Raw genomic sequence first — 20,629 nt, forward strand, 5'->3', positions numbered from 1 at the left:
AACAACGACAGAGAGGATACAGCTCATGAAGAAAGCGTCACAATTCAAGCAAATCGTTCATTCACCTCATTTGGATTTTTTGATGGAGGCCCATAATGGCTTGTCGGCGAAAATTGTAGAGGAGGCAGGATTCAAAGGGATTTGGGCCAGCGGATTATCCATTTCCGCATCATTGGGTGTAAGGGACAATAATGAAGCCTCCTGGACACAAGTTCTGGATGTTCTAGAGTTTATGAGCGATGCGACGACGATCCCGATTCTATTGGATGGAGATACCGGATATGGAAACTTCAACAACGCAAGACGATTGGTGAAAAAGTTAGAACAGCGTCATATCGCAGGCGTATGTATTGAAGATAAGTTATTCCCGAAAACGAACTCATTTCTTAACAGCGAGGCCCAGCCGCTTGCAGATATTGAAGAGTTCTGCGGCAAGATCAAAGCGATGAAAGATACCCAGCTTGACGACGACTTTATGGTTGTGGCGAGAGTGGAAGCCTTTATTGCAGGATGGGGTCTAGAAGAGGCATTGAAACGGTCAGAGGCTTATCGACAGGCTGGTGCAGACGCGATTTTGATGCACAGCAAAAGTTCGGATATTACAGAAATTGAAGCTTTTATGAATGAATGGGCCGGTAGACATCCGGTAGTACTTGTACCAACCAAGTACTATTCCACGCCGACGGAGCGGTTTCAGGAACTGGGGGTCAATGTCGTTATCTGGGCAAACCACAACATGAGAGCATCCATTGCTGCAATGCAAAAGATATCCCAAAAAATTTTCAACGAAAAAAGCATTGTTAATGTCGAAGGCAGCGTGGCCACTTTAGAAGAAATCTTCCGGTTGCAAGAGGCAGAAGAGCTTCAAAAAGCAGAAAAGAAGTATCTGCCTTCCATGGATAACCTTTCAGGTGAGTAAGGAACATCACTCCAAGATCGTAACGTCCATTGTCGAACCGGATTGCCGCGGATACGATTTTCAGGAGATGCACGATTATTTATACGATCAGGGTTTTACGATTTATCCCGGTAAGCTGGATAATCGCGAACATCGGGGATGACAGCATTCTTAAAATCTCTTGAAAATTACCCGCGGACAAGTGATTTCTTTCGAAAGGCAGATGAGTGATGAGCGGAGCTGAAAAAATTAGAAAAAATGAATTTATGAAGCAAGACGATCGACTCAGGCCGCATATTCCTGTAACGTTAATGGCAACCCCAACTAATTTCAGAGAGCTGCTCGATAAATATAGTGATATCATTTTTAAACCGATTAACGGCAGTCGCGGCAGAAACGTCTATCGGGTAACATCACTTACAAGCGGTCAATATCGAATTCATCATGAGTCTAACATTGATCATGTGAATACAAAAGAAGAAGTCTTCAATCACATTCAGCTTCACTCCAGGACGCATGATTATTTAGTACAGCCTCGAATTAGCCTTGCGAAGATAAATGGCCGGACATTCGATTTGCGGGTCATTGTTCAACGCAAAAGAAACTCGAAAAAATGGAAAGTAACTGGTAAAGTTGCTAAGGTAGCAGGAAAAGGATATATTGTTACAAATATCACAAGAAGCGGAGGAACTGTTCGTAAAGTTCGGACTGCTATTCGGAAAAGTTCACTACAACCTTCCAAGAAACGCAATTTGCTGCCCGCAATTAATCGACTAGCTGTCACAACAGCAAGCCGATTAAAACAAATCTATCCCAGTCAACGTATTTATGGTCTCGATATGGGAGTGGATAAAACGGGGCATTTATGGATCATCGAAGCAAATAGACGGCCATCCATGTCTCATTTTCTCAAACTTCGGGACCGCACCATGTATCGACGTATTCGGAGGTGGAAGTCTAAATAACAAATCGGCTATACTTCCTATATCTATTTACTTAAAGAGGCTGATGCAAAAGTTCGAATCTGAACTTCTGTCACAGCCTCGTTTGGGTATTTCAGTGTGAGAAAGTTGAGTTCTTCCGGTCGGTAACTATCAACAAAGCTCCCCCTTATACTCACTTGGCGACATGCCCACATATTTCTTGAACACCTTGCTGAAATAATAAGGGTCTTCTAGACCCACGAGATAACCAACCTCGCCGATACTTAGATGGGTGGCATCTAGCAATTCCTTCGCATGATTGATCCGAATCTGATTGATATATTTCGTAATCGTATGCCCTGTCACTTGGCTGAACACACGATTCATATAGTCGAAGTTGCATGCGAATTCCTGCTCAATATCGGCTCCGGTAATTTTGCGCGCATAGTTCAAATGAATGAAGTCTAGCAGCGCATTCAGTTTGATTAAAGACTTCGTGTTCTTCTGATGATTGCTCTGCAGCTCCGTCATCAGATATTCTCGGGAAATCTCAATACAGAGCTCGGATAACCGCATCGCTGTAAGTGTTCGGTTGTAAGAGCGGCCGTGATAGAGCTGCACCATCTCGCTTAGGACATGGTAGAAATGCTGGAGTCTTGAGCTCGTCGCAAACCGAACATATTTCGGCAGATAACAGATGGAAGGTTCTATGGGCGTTCCGCCCCCGCCTTCCTCGAGAAGAATACGTCTTGCAAGAGTATGGAGATCCTCGACTTCAACGGATTGAATCTCTGGATGCGTAAAATGAATATAGTAATAGTCGCAGGCATGCTTCGCCGTTCCCTCATGCTCAAGGTTTGGTTCCAGCATGAAGGAGTCGCCTTTTTTTAGAATATATTGAACACCATTCTCCTGGATATGCATCTCGCCGCTCTTCATGAAGTAGAGGATATACTCGTTCACATTGCGTCTAAAATGACGCCACGGCGTCTTATATGATACATAACCGACAAGCTTGATCGTGGACAGTGTGTCCATAGGAATTGCAAGCATCGATACTCTCCTTCATTCATCCAAAAGTCGCTTTTGTACAAAAGTGTCTTGATCCGACATTCTCAATTATTCTATCACAATCTATACTAAGGTAGAAATTCTAATCACCACGACAAACCAATCAAGTCACGATAGACGCAATCCTCAATCTTGTGAAGAGGAACGTTGGATCACACTACCTTAGGAGGATTAATTATGGCACACATTCAAGTTACCGTATGGAATGAATATCGACATGAACGTCACAATGAAGTGGTAGCAGGCATTTACCCGGAAGGGATTCATAACGCGATTGCCAGCTATTTGAAAACAGAAGATACATTCGAAGTGAAGACAGCTGTTCTGGATGACCCGGATCAAGGACTAAGCGATGAGACGCTCGCGAACACGGATGTATTGATTTGGTGGGGGCATATCGCTCACCAAGAAGTACGTGACGACATTGTTGAGAAGGTCCGCAGCAGAGTGCTAGACGGCATGGGATTAATCGTGCTTCACTCCGGTCATGCATCCAAAATATTCGAGAGATTGCTAGGAACAAAGACAGGTGCGTTAAAATGGCGTGATGACGGCGAGAAAGAACGGATCTGGGTCATCGAGCCTGGTCATCCGATTGCGGAAGGGCTCGGCGAATATATCGAAATTCCAAAAGAAGAAATGTATGGCGAGCGCTTCGAGATTCCTGCACCGGACGAATTGGTATTCATCTCTTGGTTCGAGGGCGGTGAAGTGTTCCGCAGCGGCTGCTGCTATCGCAGAGGCCAAGGGAGAATCTTCTATTTCAGACCGGGTCACGAGACCTTCCCTGTGTACCATCAGCCAGAAGTCTTGAAGGTGATCTCGAACGCAGTCCGCTGGGCAGCTCCAACGCAAGCGCCGAACGTGACTTATGGACGTGTAGATCCAATCGAGAAAATCGGAAAATAGAAAATCTTCATAGGGACTGCCCAAGATCATCCATCGATGACCTAAGGGCAGTCCTTTTTCTATATGGACCTTAAAGTCATATGTGAAATGATGATTGATTTCATCATTTATATCGATTTTTTTGTTCTTTTTTTTGATGTAAAAGAAAATTTTTGTGACAAAATGGAAGGAATGAGGGGTGGTCATCAGGAATATTTTAGAGGATGAATCAGAGACCTAAGGGTTAGGTGGCCTTTGGGCATAATCATGAAGGCGATGGAGGAGATCAGCATGAAGTCGAAAATGAAAATCGGCGTGATTGGATTAGGTGGACGAGGCATCGGGATGATGCAATTAATGCTGCATATGGATGATATCGAAGTGGTTGCGGTCTGTGATCTATACGAGGATCGCTGCGAACAAGCGGCGAAAATCGTGGAGCAGTCGGGACGTCAGCGGCCGATCACGACGAAGGATTATACAGAGATTGTAGAAATGCCGTCGGTGGATGCGATCGTGGTCACCACCTCGTGGGCGGACCATATCCATCTGGTGGTCGCCGCGATGGAGCATGGCAAATACGTGGCCTGCGAAGTTGGCGGGGCATATTCCATCCAGGAATGCTGGAAACTGGTTGAAACCTATGAGCGCACCAAAGTGCCAGTCATGATGCTGGAAAATTGCTGTTATGGGCGAACAGAGCTGATGCTCCTGCATATGGTGCAGCAGGGCGTGCTTGGGGAGATTGTTCACTGTACAGGTGGATACATGCATGATTTGCGCTATGAGATCGCCTATGGCAAGGAGAATCGCCATTATCGCTTGAACAATTATATTCACCGCAACTGCGATAATTATCCGACGCATCAGCTCGGACCGATTGCCCGCATCCTCGACATCAATCATGGCAATCGGATGGTATCGCTCGTCTCCGTCGCGTCCAAGTCAGCAGGGCTTCATGATTACGTGAAGAACGTGAAGCAGGACGAGGAGCTCGCGAAGGTGAACTTCCTGCAAGGCGACATTGTGACGACGACAATCAAGTGCGCTCGCGGCGAGACGATCACGTTGACGCTCGATACGACGCTGCCACGCTACTATTCAAGAAACTTCTCGGTTCGCGGAACCAAGGGCATGTATACCGAGGATAACGATTCCTTGTTCATTGACGGGGAGCATAGCCACGAGGCGGATTGGAAAGGGCAATGGGGAAATATCGAGCAGTATCGGGAGAAATACGATCATCCGATCTGGGAGGCGTATCAGAAGGAAGGCATCAAGCAGGGCCACGGCGGCATGGACTGGCTAGTTCTGCGAGACTTCTTCGACAGCGTGCAGCAAGGAACGCAGACGCCGATCGATGTCTATGATATGGCGAGTTGGATGAGCATCTCGGCGCTTAGCGAGAGTTCCATCGCCACGGGCGGTCAGGCGGTAGCGATCCCGGATTTCACGAATGGTAAGTGGATGAATACCAAACGTTAGGCAAGTGAGATGTGTATCGGATAAAAAAGCAGTTGCAACCCATTTGAAGAGGATGGGGAGCAACTGCTTTCTTGCATTTTATCGTTTGGTGCGCTGTCGAAAAGCCGTAGCAGTCGTGCCCGTCTCACGCTTGAACATGCTGCAGAACTGCGCTTCGCTAGAAAATCCCGACGTTAGCGCAATTTCGGAGATTTGCTCGTTCGTTTCATAGAGCATCAGTTTGGCATACTCGATCCGTTTCTTGAAGATATACTGGAGCGGCGCCATGCCGTACTTCTCCTTGAACAGATGGCGGAATCGATCATAGCTGTATCCTGACATTTTGGCAAGCGACCGGATCGATATCTTCTCCCGATAGAACTCGTCCAAATAATTTCGAACATATTGCATTTGGTTTATGGAAGCTTCCTCGATTTTTTTGATCGTCGTCAAACGTTCGATGAGTATGATCAACTCGCCTGTCATGATATTTAGCATCTCGTCATAAGACGGCTGTTTCTCCATAAACTCTTCGTTCATGCGCAGAATCAATTCCTTCATTCGGCTGCCGTGATCTTCGAATATACCGTCCAGCTTGCGCAGCGCCTCGTTGTCGCTATGAAATCCAATGAATAGAACGTCCCCTTCAGAATCATGCCGCTCGTCATGCAGCGTTCCCGGTGAAATCACGGCAAATCGATTATCGCTGAAAGTAAACCGTTTGGAGCCAATTCGCGACTCGCCCGAACCGCCAAAATAATAAACAAACTCATAGCAATCATGACGATGCAGTGGAATATATCGTTTCGATTCCCTTGTGGAATAGAACATAAAGTCTAGTGAGCTCAGAATCGCACCCCCATAGCCATATCCTATAATAATATTGACCGAATTCGGATAAAATAATGCTCGCTATTTTGTTAGGATTATAGCACAGCGATAGCCAAATATTAAAATTATCCGGTCGTCGTTGTGATCAATACAACTATGAAAAGAGGGTTCGGTCATGAAAAAAACGATAAGCTTACTCGTCCTCATGGTTATGATTCTTGTAACCGCTTGCTCCAAAAACACGACGAACGAAAGTGCAGGGTCAGATGCAAATGCTGCAAATAACGGCAAGGACGCATACAAAGTTGTGCTGCTTATTCCAGGAACGCTGGGGGATAAATCGTTTTTTGACGCTGCGAATACGGGCTTGAAGAAAGTCCAAGATGAGCTTGGCGCGGAGACGAAAGTCATCGAAATGGGCGCGGACCAGACAAAATGGGAACCGACCTTCAATGACGTTGCATCCCAGGATTGGGACGTCATTATTTCCGGGGGCTCGCAAATTACGGAGCTCATGAATATGACAGCAGAGCGTTATCCAGACAAAAAATTCATTAATTATGATACGGATATCAACGAAGTAGCATCGAATGTCTATGCGGTGTCCTACGCGACGAACGAAGTATCTTTCCTAGCTGGAGCAATGGCAGCATTAACATCCACTTCGGACCTTCCAAATGCGAATCCGGATAAAAAAATCGGGTTTGTCGGCGGCATGGACATCCCTGGCATTAACGCCTTTCTGATCGGTTACATCGAAGGGGCCAAATACGTTGTGCCGGACATTAAGGTGGCTATCTCTTATGCGGGAGACTTTGCGAATCCGGGTAAAGGAAAAGAGCTGTCGTTGCTTCAGTACAAATCCGGCGTCGATGTCATCTTTAACGTTGCTGGCGGTACGGGACTTGGTGTGTTCGACGCAGCCAAAGATCAGAAGAAGTATGCAGTGGGTGTCGATTCCGACCAATCAGCGATGATGCAAGGAACGGATCCAGAAAAAGCAAACCTGATTCTATCCTCTGCGATCAAAAAAATCGATGAAGTGATTTTCAACGCGGTAAAAGAAGCCAAAGATGGCAAGCTGACGACAGGAAGCCTCGAAGTTGTCGGTCTTCAGAAAAATGGCGTAGGCCTTGCGGAGAACAGCGTCTACGACAGCGTGCTGCCTGAAAAAATTAGATCGCAAATCGAAGATCTGAAGAAGAAGCTTGCTTCTGGCGAGATCAAGGTTAGCAATGCGATGGGCATGGATACGGCTAAGATCGAAGAAATTCGCCGTTCTGTGAAACCATAATTCATTTGCGAGGGTGGGGTTCTGCAAGCCGGAGCCCCTTCTCATTGTCTACAAATGCGGTATGAAAGGAGATATCACGTCATGGAGTCTACTCCGTTACTGGAAATGCGTAACATTACGAAGGTTTATCCGAACGGTGTCGTCGCCAATTCCAATGTGAATTTCTCGCTCGACGAGGGCGAAATTCATGCGATCGTCGGCGAGAATGGAGCCGGGAAGTCGACGCTTATGAAGATGATTTTCGGGATGGAAGAACCGAGTGAAGGCGAAATGCTGCTGGCGGGCCAGAAGGTACGATTTATGTCGGCTCAGGATGCTATCGATAATGGTATCGGGATGGTGCATCAGCATTTCATGCTCGTTCCATCGTTCACGGTGGTTCAGAATATTATACTCGGTATGGAACCCACGAAGGGCTTCAATATTAACTATAAGGAAGCTGTCCTACTGACGGAGGAGCTGTCCAAGAAATACAATCTCGCGATCGATCCGCTTGCGAAGGTAGAGGATTTATCCGTCGGGATGAAGCAGAAGGTCGAAATTCTGAAGGTACTCATTCGTGGCGCCAAAATTCTCATCTTAGACGAACCGACGGCCGTATTGACACCGCAAGAAACGGAAGAGTTATTCCGAGAGCTGAAGGCGTTGAAGCGGGAAGGCCATACAATCGTGTTCATCTCGCACAAACTGAAGGAAGTGAAAGAGATTTGCGATCGAATTACGATCATGCGCGCCGGCAAGACCGAAGGTGTACACGAGACGGCTCTTGTGTCTGAGCAGGAAATATCGCGTTTGATGGTTGGTCGGGACGTCGTGCTGAAATACGACAAAGGGACTCGCGAGCCCGGTGCAGCGGTTCTCCGTGTGGACAATCTATCGTATAAGAACGAGGACGGCAAGCCTTTGCTTCGCAACATCGGCTTTACGATTCGCGAAGGCGAAATTGTAGGGATTGCAGGCGTTGAAGGCAACGGACAAGCAGAACTCGTCAATGCGCTAACAGGTAATCTGTCTGATGCACAAGGTACCGTTACGGTCGGTGAACATACGATTCTAGGGCACTCAATTAAGCAAATTCGGGATGTTGGCGTATCGTATATCCCGGAAGACCGTATGCGTCAAGGGGTGGCGAAAGATGCCAGCATTTCGGACAACCTGATGTCCATGTTCTACCGAATGAAGGCTTGGAACAAAGGATTGACGCTGAATAAAAAGAAAATCATCCAATTCTCGGAAGAGCAAATTGAACGTTATAAAGTCCGTTGCAAAGGCCCAGCACAGCCTATCGGTATGCTATCCGGCGGCAACATGCAGAAAGTCGTCGTCGCACGGGAATGCGAGGCGGATCCTAAGCTGTTGATCGCCGAACAGCCGACGCGAGGCGTGGATATCGGAGCGGCCCAGCTTATTCACCAGAGGCTGCTAGAAATGCGGGAGGACGGCTGCGCCATTCTACTGCTGTCGGCCGATTTGAACGAGATTCTGGAAGTCAGCGACAGCCTGCTCGTGATGTATAACGGTCAATTTGTCGCTTATTACCCGGATGTCAAACAAGTGACGGAAGAAGATTTAGGCTTTGCCATGTTAGGTCTCAACGTGCAGAGCGAAGCTGAAGTAAGGAGGGCTATCCATGTTTAGAGCATCCCAATTTGAGAAGATTCGGACCGTTGCGGTTATTCTCATTTCTCTGCTCCTTACGTTCCTGATTATTGCCATTATTAGCAAAGATCCCGTCGGAACGATTATGATTTTCCTGTTCGAGCCGATCAATTCAGTGGCGCATATCGGTAATGTCATTGAAATGTCGATCCCATTAATGTTCACCGGTCTATCGGTCGTGCTGCTGTTCCGGACGAATTTATTCAATCTTGGTGCGGAAGGACTCTTCTATTTCTCTGGTATCTTGGCATCGACCATCGCGATTCATGCGACCTTGAGCAGTTGGTTGCATCCGGGCGTGGCGATCTTGGCCGGTGCATTAACGGGTGCTCTGTTATCGGCCATACCGGGTTACTTCAAGGCCAAATGGAATGTGAACGAGCTGGTTTCATCATTAATGTTCAACAGCATTCTGTTCGGTGTCGGATTGTACTTGCTGAACTACAAGCTGCGCGATACGCAAGCATTCATCAATGCTTCGTATAAGTTTCAGAAGACAGCGCTGCTGGACAACATCATTCCTGGAACACGTATTCATACAGGGCTTATTCTTGCGCTCCTGTGCATTTTCGCCGTGCATTATTACATGTATAAGACCAAATGGGGCTATGAGCTTCGCATGACAGGCTCGAATCGTGCCTTTGCCGAATATTCCGGCATCAATACGACCAAAGTGATTATCACAGTCCACCTGATCGCAGGTTTCTTGGCTGGTATGGGCGGATCGGTTGAAGTGCTCGGGATGTATTCCCGGTTCCAATGGACTTCACTGCCGGGATACGGCATGGATGGTGCCTTAGTTGCGCTGCTTGCGAAAAATAATCCATTATCCGTCATCGGTGCTTCGTTATTCTTAGCTTATATCCGAATCGGGGCCGACTTGATGGCTCGCATGTCTGACGTTCCGTCGGAGATGATCTCGATCGTTCAAGCGGTCATCATTCTGCTGATCTCCGCAGAGCAATTCCTGAAATTCTGGAAGACACGAATGCTGCTGAAGGAGGCGGGTATCCGTGAATAACTTTTTCAATATTCTGTTCTCGACGGACTTCGCCTTCTCGGTGCTTCGCGTGATGACGCCGATCTTGTTCGCTGCGCTAGGCGCCTTAATCTCGAACAAGGCAGGTATCGTCAATATCGGCTTGGAGGGGACGATGCTCGTCTCCGCCTTAACGGGCGTCATTGTGAGCGCCTATACGGGAAGCGCTTGGATCGGCCTGCTGCTTGCTGTATTGGCAGGCGTGATGATCGCGGCTTTACTTGGATTCTTTACTTTGAAGTTCAAGACGCACATTATCTTGGGCGGTATCGCGGTGAATATGTTCGCGTCCGGCGGTACGGTGTTCATCCTCTACCTCGTTAGTGGGGATAAAGGCGCATCGACTTCGCTGAAGAGCATGACGCTGCCGTCCTTGCATATTCCGCTCCTGCAGGACATTCCGGTGCTCGGGCCAATCTTATCAGGACATAACGTGCTCACGTATGTATCCTTGTTATGCGTTGCTGGATTATATTACATGCTCGCCAAAACGCCGCTCGGCTTGCAGATTCGATCCGTCGGGGAGAACCCGCAGGCTGCACAATCGGTAGGCGTTCGGGTTAACCGTATTCAGTTTATTTCACTGCTGATCAGCGGATTTTTCGCAGCACTTGGCGGTGCTTACATGTCGATGGGTTACTTGTCTCTCTTCACACGGGACATGACCGCCGGCAGGGGCTGGATCGGGATCGCCGCGGAAGCGGTTGGTCGAAGCACGACAATCGGCACGTTCTTATCTTCGATGCTGTTCGGTGCGGCAGATGCGCTTGCGAACGCGCTGCAAGTCTTGAAGATTCCAGCCGAGCTTGTCGGTACGACCCCTTATGTCGTTACGGTCATCGGGTTGGTCGTGTATGCGGTGACAGAAGTGAAAATGAAGAAACGTAAGCTAGCCAAGACGAAAGCGAACCGATCATGATGACAAATTCGATAGAGCAGTTGCCCAAAGTAGAGCTTCATTATCATCTTGACGGTGGACTTCGTCCGTCCACGGTTAAGGCGTTGGCCCAGGAGATTGGGATCGCCCTTCCGGACACGGAAGACGAATTGCTGTCAAAGTTGCACGTTACGGATGATTGCACGAGTCTGGCTGAATATTTGGAGAAGTTCCAGCTGCCCGCAGCGCTTCTCCAGACAGCGGCCAATCTGAAGCGCGTTGCTTATGAAGCGGTAGAAGATGCTTCGAAGGACAATGTGAAATATATCGAAATTCGGTTTGCCCCGCAGCTGCATATCGAGCAAGGATTGTCGCTGAAGGAGGCTGTGGCCGCCGTGCTCGCCGGGATGCAAGCCGGGGAGCAGGCGACTGGAACGGTAGCTCGTCTTATCTTGATTTGTCTACGTAACCACCCGATTGAATGGAACTGGCAGGTGTTGGAACAGGTTCAGGCCTTCATCGGCAAGGGCGTTGTCGGGATTGACCTGGCTGGCGACGAGGCGGGGTATCCGCCGGAGCTTCACCAGCCTGTCTTCGAGGAGGCGTTCCGCTTAGGCATTCCGATTACGATTCATGCCGGTGAAGCGGCAGGAGCTGAGAGCATACGTACGGCTATCTTTGGCCTTCATGCCCGAAGAATTGGGCATGGTGTCCGTTTAGCGCAGGACCCTGGCTTATTGCAACACATCCGAGAGCAGCAGATTGCGCTCGAGATGTGCTTAAGCAGTAACATTCAGACGAAGGCTGCAACGGCTTGGGGAGCGCATCCGATTCGAAGATATTTTGATGCAGGCATCACGGTCACCGTGAATACGGATAACACAACCGTATCGAATACGACATTGAATCAGGAGTATGAGCGGCTTATGCTTCATCACGACTTCCATATGAGCGAGCTGCAGCGCATGAACGCTTACGCGATGGAAGCGGCGTTCGTTGAAGATGAGGTTAAATCGGGAATCATGCAGAAGTATTTTTGCTAGATCTCATACAGAGCAGAGAGCATGGATTCAGAACCATGGGGAGAGGGTGGATAGAATGACAACGATGAATCGTATCATTATAGATACCGATATCGGGAGCGATATCGATGATGCACTGGCGATTGCGCTTGCTCTGCGCTCGCCTGAGCTGAAGTTAGAAGGGGTTACAACGGTTTACGGCAATTCGGATCTGCGCGCGAAGATGGTTGCGAAGATGCTGCAGTTATCTGGCCAGACGGACGTGCCTGTCATGGCAGGACTTGATAATTCCTTGCTGAGCAACCGTCCGATCTGGATGGCTGGGCATGAGGGAGACGGGTTGCTGGATGGCGACGAAGTGCTCGTCTATGATTCGCGCCACGCCGTCGATTTTATTATCGACACGGTGATGAGCAATCCCGGCGAAATCACGCTGATTCCGATCGGTCCGCTCACGAATATTGCCACGAGCTTAATTCGTGAACCGATGGTCGCGAAAAACGTCAAAGAGATCGTGCTGATGGGCGGCGTTACCCGGTTAGGCGATAATGGCGCGGACCTTCGGGTCGTGGAGCACAACATCGCTTGCGATCCGGAAGCTGCATCGGTTGTATTCGGCAGCGGAGCGCCGATTGTGATGGTGGGGCTCGACGTTACGCTGAAGGTGCAGATCACGGAGAAGGAGAGACAGGATCTCATCCGCTCAAATGATCCGCTGAACCTCAAGCTTGCGGATATGATGGGACGCTGGTTCGACTTCGTGAAGGAAGAGCACACCTTCATGCATGATCCGCTTACCGTATCCTTACTGATCGATCGTAGTCTTGTGAAGACGAAGAAAATGAGCGTGCAGATCGAATACGACCATCGACCAAGGACGGGGCAGACCGTAGCATCCTTCACGGAAGATGCCAATGTGGAGGTATGCTTAGACGTTGATTCGGAACGGCTTGTTCAGCTATTGATGCGTCGTCTATTGGGAGGAGACGCGTCATGAGAGCGGATCATGGGAAAGTGGTTGTCGTCGGAAGCTTGAACATGGATATCGTCGTGCAATCTTCGCGATTCCCAGAGAGCGGGGAGACGTTGTTCGGGCAGGAGGTTCATTTTATTCCTGGCGGCAAGGGCGGTAACCAAGCAGTTGCGTGTGCACGTCTCGGACATGATACTGTCATGCTGGGCGCTGTCGGCGAGGATAGCTTCGGCAAGAGCCTGATTGCATCTTTGCAGGCAAGCGGCGTAAGCACTGAGCATATGAAGCAGACAAATGCTGCGGCAACCGGCATCGCTTCGATTACACTGACGCCTGACGATAACACAATTCTCGTCGTTCCGGGCGCGAACGGATCACTCACGGCCGAAGATATACGCGCCTGGAGCAGTGTCATCGCAGAAGCTTCGATGGTGTTGGTGCAGCTCGAAATTCCGATAGAAGCTGTAGCGGCTGCCGTCGATATCGCTGACCAGCATGGCATTCCAGTCATTCTGAATCCCGCCCCGGCATGTGACATTCCGGATCACATCCTTCGCAAGGTCCGCTATATCACGCCGAACCAAACTGAGCTTCGCGCAATCACGGGCATCGATCCAAGCGATGCAGGCTTGGAATCCGTGATGGATGCGCTCCTGGAGCAAGGTCCGGAAGTTGTCATTGCCACGTTAGGCAGCAAGGGCGCCGCATGGAAGAAGAAAGGCGGAAGCCTGCAGTATATGGCCGCCCACCGTCTGGAAGTCGTCGATACGACGGGGGCTGGCGATGCGTTCAACGCGGGGTTAGCCTGCGCCCTGTCCAAGGGGCAGGAGATCGAGACAAGCGTCAGGTTCGCCGTTGGCGTCTCAGCGCTCGCGGTGACGAAGTTCGGTGCGCAGGACGGCATGCCGGTGAAAGAGGATGTCGACCGATTTTTACTTCAATCTACGAGATAAAATCGAGAATATATAAGGCCAGGTTCGCTTTGTAGCGGACTTGGCTTTTTTGTCATTGGAGTGCTCTAGCTCAAGAACGAGGGTTGCTCCACGTATTATTTTCCCTCCGCACAGGCACAGATAGCTTCCGCCCACATAGAAAGTAACGATCTCAGTCATTCGGATGGAGACCGTGCGCGTCTTAGGAGGTGGAGTAATGCTTGGATTTTTGTCAACGATCGCCATGTTCATTAAGCAGCTTTCTCTGTTGGTATCCTATGTTAAAAATAACTCTTTCCCCAGCCATTAACCGAAGAGGAAGAGATGAAGTATCTGCAGCAGATGGCAGAGGGCAACGTGTATTCGCGGAATATGCCCGTGGAACATCACTTAAGGCTCGTCACGGACATCGTCAAACACGATATGAACACGAACCGACGCTAGTCGTGGATTTCTTACGGGTGGACAAGCATAGAAATATTAGGTCGCTTTCCGCTCAGATTGAGCGGGAAGTGCTTGGTGTATTGATTTTCCTCCTGTATCAAGTGTAAAGTTATGAAACAGCAACATACATATTATCTATGTACTGAAGGAGGTTACTTCAATGGAACCACGCATGCTCGTATTCGTAGGATCCTATGCCGAAGCGGATGCTTTCGGCGTATATGTGTATTCATTTGACGAAAAGTCTGGATCGTTGACCCAGCTTGATGAAGTGTCGGGATTGAAAAATCCGACCTATGTAAATGTAGATATGGATCACCAAAGGTTGTATGCCATCGCCGAAAATGCAACGGAAGAAGGTAAGAAGATCGGAGAAGTCGTCAGCTTCTCGATCGATACGGTGAGCGGTAAGCTGAATGTGATGAACCGCGCGAAGTCACTGGATGCTCCGCAATGCCATATTCAGCGGGACCAGCATAGCCGCTATCTGATCGTATCCAGCTATCATGGGGGATGCGTAGGGTTAGTCGCGCTTGAAGCGGATGGACAAGTTGGTCAGCAACTTGATGTACAGCAGCACCACGGTCATGGGCCGCATCCGAATCAGAATCAACCGCATGTGCATTCGGCCTTTTTCAGTCCGGATGAGCGTTATCTCTACGTATCCGATCTGGGCATTGATCGCGTGAAGTGTTACACGATTGATTCCGATCGTAACGTTCTTGTACCGCAAGGAGAAGCTGCGGTTCCGGAAGGTTCAGGTCCGCGACATCTGACATTCCATCCGAATGGCAAATTCGCTTATGTGATTAACGAGCTTAGTTCCTCCGTGAGCGTCTTCACTTATCATTCGGAATCGGGCGAGCTGAGCTTGATTGAGACCGTGTCCACGCTGCCGGATGATTACAGCGGCGAGAATGGCTGCGCGGAAATTGCTATTTCCGCCAATGGACGCTACCTGTATGGATCGAACCGCGGACATGACAGCATCGTCGTCTACGAAGTTCATCCTGAATCAGGTACCTTGACGGTCATCCAGCATGTATCGACCGAGGGCCGCCATCCGCGCCATTTTGCACTAACGCCAAGCGGGGAATATGTACTCGCAGCGAATCGCGACACGAACAATATTGTCGTATTCCGCGTCGATGCATCGACAGGGAAGCTGAACTATACCGGGCAATCGGTTGAAGTTTCCAAACCGGTATGCGTCCAGCCTGTATATTGTAATGCCTAATCAATAGGCCCAAGCTTACTGCGGTAGTTGCAGTCGGTGTCATAGAAGAGGAAAGCCAAGTTCGCCAAGTGCGGGCTTGGTTTTTTTCGTTGTTCGGGCGCTTTGGCGCATGGGGGCGATGGATAGCAGTAGCGCAGGATCGTAGGGTGCCAAACTCACTTGGTCGTGTTCAGCCTAAGTACATTTGGCCGCAATCATCTAACGAATCTCATAGACGCTATTGGAGTAAATTTAGGGGGATTTTCTGGCTAAGGAACTCCAGCGGCGTTATTGTGTTCAGAACGAACGATTTTGTGCGGTTTTGGTGTACATAGCGCTCGTGGAGTTCCTTAGATTTTTATTCGGGCATTTTTAGGGTAAATAAGACTACTGGGATTCGTTAGCCGTCAACGTACTTTCGCATCGCGGCTGATGTACTATTTTCCCGCGTACAGGCACAGATAGGCTCCCGCCCACATAGAATGTAACGATCTCAGTCATTCGGATGGAGACCGTGCACGTCTTAGGAGGTGGAGTAATGCTTGGATTTTTGTCAACGATCGCCATGTTCATTAAGCAGCTTTCTCTGTTGGTATCCTATGTTAAAAATAACGCGTTCCCCCAGCCATTAACCGAAGAGGAAGAGATGAAGCATCTGCAGCAGATGGCGGAGGGCAATGCGTATTCGCGGAATATGCTCGTGGAACATAACTTACGGCTCGTCGCGCATATCGTCAAGAAATTTGATAACACCGGCGAAGATCTCGAGGATCTAATTTCGATCGGCACGATCGGTCTGATCAAAGCCATCGAGAGCTTTCAACCCAATAAAGGCACGAAATTAGCGACGTTCGCGGCTCGGTGTATTGAGAACGAGATCCTGATGCATCTCCGCAGTCTGAAGAAGACACGTAAGGACGTCTCCCTGCATGACCCCATAGGGACAGATAAGGAAGGCAATGAAATTACGTTAATTGATATTCTCGGCTCCGAAGCCGACGACGTTGTGGAGAAGGTACAGCTGAAAATTGAGAAATCGAAAATCTATCAAAACCTCGAGATCCTGGATGATCGTGAAAAAGAGGTCGTCGTAGGCCGTTTCGGACTCGAAGCAGGCGGCGAGGAGCGTACGCAGCGGGAGATCGCGAAGGAACTGGGAATCTCGCGGAGTTATGTGTCACGGATCGAGAAGAGGGCACTGATGAAGCTGTATCATGAGTTTTATAAGGCGAAGCGGTGAATTTTAGTATGATCTAGAAAAGGCGTGCCGGATAACGGACGCCTTTTTAAGTGTATAAATCGCACGTGTGTGCAAAGGTATACTTTTGATGCATATGAATAAAGGTGAATCACAAGAACATATATACTTCTCGGAAAACGACAAGAACATGGATACTTGACCGAATAGATAATTATCTGATCATTTTTGATGGTTGAGTGGAGGTACTCGAATCACTGCAGCTTCTCATCTGTCATTGAACTAACGGGCAGGTTAACGCAACTTTCCAACCATTGGAAACGTACTAAAGTAAATACATACATACTAGTGTTAACTACTTTAAGGAGGTTGTAAATGAGTAAAAACTTTCAGTTCTTATCAGTAGTATTTTTAGGTATATGTCTTCTTTTAAGTTCATGGTTTATTTCGCAATCTTTAGAAACAAAAAATATCCAAACGCCGAACAAGCAAGTTCCAACACAAGATGTGCAAAACAGATATGAATTCATAATGGTAGCAAGTGATTATTTTATCATTTTCGATAAGCAAACTGGTGATTACTGGAACAAAATTGGTCCCTCCGAATGGCAAAAACAAAACTCTATTTTTGTAGCATCTAAATAAAAAGCAGCAATGACAATCAGTATTTGCCATGAAAAATAACTATTGTTATTGAACTAACGGGACACGAGAGTTTAATAAATAACTAAAACGCGGCTGCCGGCATGGATCGGTAGCCGCGTTTCGCTAACGGGCAGCATAGCTCAATACTTTAAGATATAATGAGACTAAAAGTGGTAAAATCAAGCGGCTAATAAAAGCGGTACTATGGAAAATATATTAAAGAAAATAATTTTCAAATATTAGGTAGAGGTGCGAATTCCGGGAAACTATCTGGCATTTTGGGGGTGAGCAAATGAATGGAAATGCTTTAGATCAGAAGCTATTCGAGAGTTTAAAGCCGGAACTAACTTCATACTGCTACAGAATGTTAGGGTCCATTTTCGATGCGGATGATGCCGTACAGGAAACCTTTATCCGTATCTGGCAAAGTCGAGCTCAGTTCAGACATGAATCCTCCCCCAAAACCTGGGCCTACCGTATTGCTTCAAACGTATGTTTAGATAAGTTGCGGCAGGCTAAACGCCGCGCCCTTCCCATGGATCTGATCGATCCTGCGGTGTCCATCGAGGAACCTCGTCATAAGCGAGACCATTCCGCTTGGATCTGGCCGGCCCCTCATGCTGAAGGGGATCCTGAGGATTCACTGGTCCGGAGGGATACACTCCGAGTATCGTTTCTTGCACTTCTGCAAACGCTACCGCCCCGCCAACGAGCCGTGCTCATATTGCATGATGTCTTTCGATGGCCGGCCAATCAGACGGCGGAAGCATTAGGCATGACGCCGGCAGCCGTCAACAGTGCGTTACAGAGAGCCCGAGGAACGATGACTCGTACGAAGCTTCGTTCAGATGAACTCCGACATACGGACGACGGGCCTGACCCGAACCTTCTCTCCTGCTATGTGGATGCTTTCGAACGGTATGATATTGACGCGCTATTGGAGCTATTTCATGAGAACGGCAGCCTATCGATGCCACCATTTGATATGTGGGTATGCGGCCGAGCTGATCTGGCCTCATTTTATAAAATTACACGAAGCCATTGTGAGGGATCTCGGCTTCTTCCTATTTCAGCCAATGGACAAAATTCAGCCTATGCCCAATATATATGGAGTCCCAAGGAGCGGTCATTCGTACCATGGGGTATACATGTACTCGAATTAAAAGGCAATAAGATATTACATATTCATACCTTCATTGATAGCGAATTGTTCAGTCGATTCGAGCTGCCTACATAACGAAATAGAACTCATGAGAAAAACTTTATAAGGTACCGATGATTTTTGATATGCTCATTCGTCTGTAAAGTTGAAAGGCAAAATCTAAATTCGGAGGTACGACTTCATGCAGCGCTTATTTATTTGGGTGGAAATTCCCGCGGTAAGTTTGGAACGAGCCAAAACGTTTTACGAGCATCTTTTTCAGATAGAAATGCCAACCATGGCGTTGGGAGAAGATCGATATGCATTCTTTCCAGTACAGGAGCAGTTTAATGGGGGCGCCTTGGTTCAGGGGTCTAAACACAAACCGGCAGCTGATGGCGTCACCGTGTATCTGGACGGAAGCCCTGATTTAGCAACAATCCTGACGCGGGTTATCGAGGCGGGGGGAAGGATAGTCATGGAGAAAACATATACAGGAAAATCATCGGGTTATATAGGGACATTCATTGATTCTGAAGGAAATCGCATCGGACTTCAACATATGTGAGTGATGTATTGTGGAACTCGAAATCAAAAAGAATAGGGGACAATTCGCGCATGAATAATATTTTCATTGATTCACATATGGAAGAGATCATTTGCCGTATCGACAATTTAACGCCGAATTCCGAACCGCGATGGGGGATAATGAACGTCGCTCAGATGCTTGCCCATTGTTCATCGTTCCAGGACATCGCGATGGGCATTTACGTTCCCCAGAGGCATTGGCTCGGAAAGTTAATAGGCCCATTGTTCAAATCGATTATTTACAACGACAAGCCAATGAAACCCAATTCACCCACGGTTCCGGCGGCACGCATAACGGATGAAAAAGAATTCGAATTCGAAAGGGGCGAATTGAAACGAAAACTAAGAGCGTTTCAAGCGAATGGGCCGGAGAAGTGCGCGAATCGCCTGCATCCGTTTTTTGGAAAACTTACGCCTGAGCAATGGGGCAAAGGAACTTATAAGCATTTAGACCACCACCTAAAGCAATTTGGTGTATAAGTTCAGAGAGGGCCAATCACCCCGCCATGGGGCATTTTTAATTCTTGCCGTTACAGTCGGCATGGAGAATCGTAGTGTACCTAAAAATGATGATCGCTCAATTAATTGGGCTCCATAAATATATGAGTGGTACAAGACAACTGCCTTTGCAGATTTTACTGTGAAATAGGCTTGAACGGGATACAATAGTGCTGAACCAATACATGAGGCAACCGGACGTAATGGTCGGCTGCCTTTGTTCAACTAACGGGCAGGATAGTTCAAAAGTTTCGCGAATAGCCTACATATGGAGTTATTTATGAAGTTCATGAATAAGACGTTAGGCGTAATGCAAAATTATATAAATTGTAGGTGAATCGATGATCTCAGAGGAAATTCAAGAAATGATTAATTCGATAGTGAATCGAACAGTTCAATTTGTTCGTTTAGCTGGGAATTCCTTGATAATATATTGTGATTGTGAACCAGGAGACCTTAAACAAGGATATAGTATCTGGTTAGAACCGACATGGCATTTTAGATGTAGTGTAGAAGTGATAACGGGATCAAGAGCAGCTCAAACGGAAGATGAAAAAGAACTTGAAAATATTATAGGGTATTTCAAACAATTGTATAGTAAGCCAATAAAGAGAATAACTATTGAACCAATTACAAATGACTTACAAATCGAGATGGACGATGGGATTATTATAAGAACATTTGTATCAGATCCGAGTGATGAAGAATCATGGCATATTAGAGATCTTAATAAAGGAATAATAATTATCGGAAACCCAAGGACTGTACACACAATTAAAGAAGACTCGTAAGTGTATCAAAGATGGCATTACCTTAACCTAACATCATATCTACGCTGCGGGCTACGCCCTAGGTTAGCAAGAAGTGATAGGCAGAGAAGTGAATCAAGCTCACAACCCTGCAAGGCTAAGTCCGTCGGACTCGGCGCTAGGTACGTAATCTCGATTAAGCTAACGGGACACGATAGTTGAATCATGATATAGCGGCAGCAGGTCAAACGATCAGCTGCCTTTTTCATTGATGTAACG

Annotated in this window: 20 protein-coding genes and 2 pseudogenes; 20 read left to right on the forward strand and 2 right to left on the reverse strand. The window is 47.8% G+C overall.

From position 1 onward, the window contains the following. The first annotated feature begins 25 nt into the window (after positions 1-25). The 3 genes and pseudogenes from aepX to ACFQZR_RS12090 all read left to right on the forward strand — a co-directional run bounded on the left by aepX (position 26) and on the right by ACFQZR_RS12090 (position 1,863). Entirely contained in the window at positions 26-919 is an 894-nt protein-coding gene (gene aepX / locus ACFQZR_RS12080; protein ID WP_379346100.1) for a phosphoenolpyruvate mutase, read from the forward strand. Beyond that, positions 918-1,040: pseudogene (locus ACFQZR_RS12085) on the forward strand (2-aminoethylphosphonate--pyruvate aminotransferase); the annotation flags it as partial. The gene aepX and the pseudogene ACFQZR_RS12085, both read left to right, overlap by 2 nt. Positions 1,041-1,128: 88 nt before the next feature. Continuing rightward, positions 1,129-1,863: a YheC/YheD family protein gene (locus ACFQZR_RS12090; protein WP_379346103.1), complete on the forward strand. Its 735-nt coding sequence runs from the start codon at positions 1,129-1,131 to the stop codon at positions 1,861-1,863. Positions 1,864-1,992: 129 nt separating this feature from the next. Here the strand turns inward: ACFQZR_RS12090 and ACFQZR_RS12095 are convergent, their stop codons facing one another. Continuing rightward, positions 1,993-2,874 carry a helix-turn-helix domain-containing protein gene (locus ACFQZR_RS12095; protein WP_379346105.1) on the reverse strand — a complete coding sequence of 294 codons (882 nt, stop codon included), beginning with the start codon at positions 2,872-2,874 and terminating at the stop codon, positions 1,993-1,995. A gap of 195 nt (positions 2,875-3,069) precedes the next feature. Here ACFQZR_RS12095 and ACFQZR_RS12100 point away from each other — a divergent pair, with 195 nt between their 5' ends. Both ACFQZR_RS12100 and ACFQZR_RS12105 read left to right on the forward strand, forming a co-directional pair. After that, positions 3,070-3,801 (forward strand): ThuA domain-containing protein, encoded by a 732-nt coding sequence (locus ACFQZR_RS12100; RefSeq protein ID WP_379346107.1) that lies wholly within the window; start codon positions 3,070-3,072, stop codon positions 3,799-3,801. Between the two features lie 270 nt (positions 3,802-4,071). Next, entirely contained in the window at positions 4,072-5,265 is a 1,194-nt protein-coding gene (locus tag ACFQZR_RS12105; protein ID WP_379346109.1) for a Gfo/Idh/MocA family protein, read from the forward strand. A 78-nt stretch (positions 5,266-5,343) separates the two neighbouring features. Here the strand turns inward: ACFQZR_RS12105 and ACFQZR_RS12110 are convergent, their stop codons facing one another. Beyond that, positions 5,344-6,075 carry a helix-turn-helix transcriptional regulator gene (locus tag ACFQZR_RS12110; RefSeq protein ID WP_379346111.1) on the reverse strand — a complete coding sequence of 244 codons (732 nt, stop codon included), beginning with the start codon at positions 6,073-6,075 and terminating at the stop codon, positions 5,344-5,346. 175 nt (positions 6,076-6,250) lie between these two features. On the opposite strand from ACFQZR_RS12110, the gene ACFQZR_RS12115 reads away from it, so the two are divergent. The 15 genes and pseudogenes from ACFQZR_RS12115 (at position 6,251) to ACFQZR_RS12185 (ending at position 20,392) form a co-directional block, all read left to right on the forward strand. Further along, positions 6,251-7,369, forward strand: coding sequence for a BMP family ABC transporter substrate-binding protein (locus tag ACFQZR_RS12115; RefSeq protein ID WP_379346113.1), 1,119 nt, complete (start codon positions 6,251-6,253; stop codon positions 7,367-7,369). Between the two features lie 81 nt (positions 7,370-7,450). Then, positions 7,451-9,007, forward strand: a complete 1,557-nt coding sequence (locus tag ACFQZR_RS12120; protein ID WP_379346115.1) for an ABC transporter ATP-binding protein — start codon at positions 7,451-7,453, stop codon at positions 9,005-9,007. Next, on the forward strand, positions 9,000-10,049 hold the full coding sequence (locus tag ACFQZR_RS12125) for an ABC transporter permease (RefSeq protein ID WP_379346117.1): 1,050 nt from the start codon (positions 9,000-9,002) through the stop codon (positions 10,047-10,049). The genes ACFQZR_RS12120 and ACFQZR_RS12125 overlap by 8 nt, the downstream gene beginning before the upstream one ends. Next, on the forward strand, positions 10,042-10,986 hold the full coding sequence (locus tag ACFQZR_RS12130; RefSeq protein ID WP_379346119.1) for an ABC transporter permease: 945 nt from the start codon (positions 10,042-10,044) through the stop codon (positions 10,984-10,986). Before ACFQZR_RS12125 ends, ACFQZR_RS12130 begins: the two co-directional genes overlap by 8 nt. Continuing rightward, complete coding sequence (gene add / locus ACFQZR_RS12135) at positions 10,983-11,987, forward strand: adenosine deaminase (protein ID WP_379346121.1); 1,005 nt, start codon at positions 10,983-10,985, stop codon at positions 11,985-11,987. The genes ACFQZR_RS12130 and add overlap by 4 nt, the downstream gene beginning before the upstream one ends. 64 nt (positions 11,988-12,051) lie before the next feature. Further along, complete coding sequence (locus tag ACFQZR_RS12140) at positions 12,052-12,963, forward strand: nucleoside hydrolase (RefSeq protein WP_379346123.1); 912 nt, start codon at positions 12,052-12,054, stop codon at positions 12,961-12,963. After that, positions 12,960-13,892, forward strand: coding sequence for a ribokinase (gene rbsK / locus ACFQZR_RS12145; protein ID WP_379346125.1), 933 nt, complete (start codon positions 12,960-12,962; stop codon positions 13,890-13,892). Before ACFQZR_RS12140 ends, rbsK begins: the two co-directional genes overlap by 4 nt. A 196-nt stretch (positions 13,893-14,088) precedes the next feature. Continuing rightward, positions 14,089-14,303: pseudogene (locus ACFQZR_RS12150) on the forward strand (RNA polymerase subunit sigma-70); the annotation flags it as partial. Between the two features lie 172 nt (positions 14,304-14,475). Further along, positions 14,476-15,552, forward strand: a complete 1,077-nt coding sequence (locus ACFQZR_RS12155) for a lactonase family protein (protein WP_379346127.1) — start codon at positions 14,476-14,478, stop codon at positions 15,550-15,552. Between the two features lie 517 nt (positions 15,553-16,069). Continuing rightward, a complete protein-coding gene (gene sigK / locus ACFQZR_RS12160) occupies positions 16,070-16,771 on the forward strand; it encodes an RNA polymerase sporulation sigma factor SigK (protein ID WP_018757275.1) in 702 nt (233 codons plus the stop codon). A 333-nt stretch (positions 16,772-17,104) separates the two neighbouring features. Next, positions 17,105-17,374 carry a hypothetical protein gene (locus ACFQZR_RS12165; protein ID WP_379346129.1) on the forward strand — a complete coding sequence of 90 codons (270 nt, stop codon included), beginning with the start codon at positions 17,105-17,107 and terminating at the stop codon, positions 17,372-17,374. Positions 17,375-17,666: 292 nt separating this feature from the next. Next, positions 17,667-18,611 carry a sigma-70 family RNA polymerase sigma factor gene (locus ACFQZR_RS12170; protein WP_379346131.1) on the forward strand — a complete coding sequence of 315 codons (945 nt, stop codon included), beginning with the start codon at positions 17,667-17,669 and terminating at the stop codon, positions 18,609-18,611. A 106-nt stretch (positions 18,612-18,717) separates the two neighbouring features. After that, positions 18,718-19,083 carry a VOC family protein gene (locus ACFQZR_RS12175; protein ID WP_379346133.1) on the forward strand — a complete coding sequence of 122 codons (366 nt, stop codon included), beginning with the start codon at positions 18,718-18,720 and terminating at the stop codon, positions 19,081-19,083. Positions 19,084-19,133: 50 nt separating this feature from the next. Then, complete coding sequence (locus ACFQZR_RS12180; RefSeq protein ID WP_379346135.1) at positions 19,134-19,583, forward strand: DUF1569 domain-containing protein; 450 nt, start codon at positions 19,134-19,136, stop codon at positions 19,581-19,583. A gap of 359 nt (positions 19,584-19,942) precedes the next feature. Next, entirely contained in the window at positions 19,943-20,392 is a 450-nt protein-coding gene (locus ACFQZR_RS12185) for a hypothetical protein (RefSeq protein ID WP_379346137.1), read from the forward strand. The last annotated feature ends 237 nt before the right edge of the window (positions 20,393-20,629 follow it).

Origin of the sequence: Paenibacillus sp. GCM10027629 (genome assembly GCF_042676425.1) — a bacterium.
Taxonomy (GTDB): domain Bacteria; phylum Bacillota; class Bacilli; order Paenibacillales; family Paenibacillaceae; genus Paenibacillus_K; species Paenibacillus_K terrigena.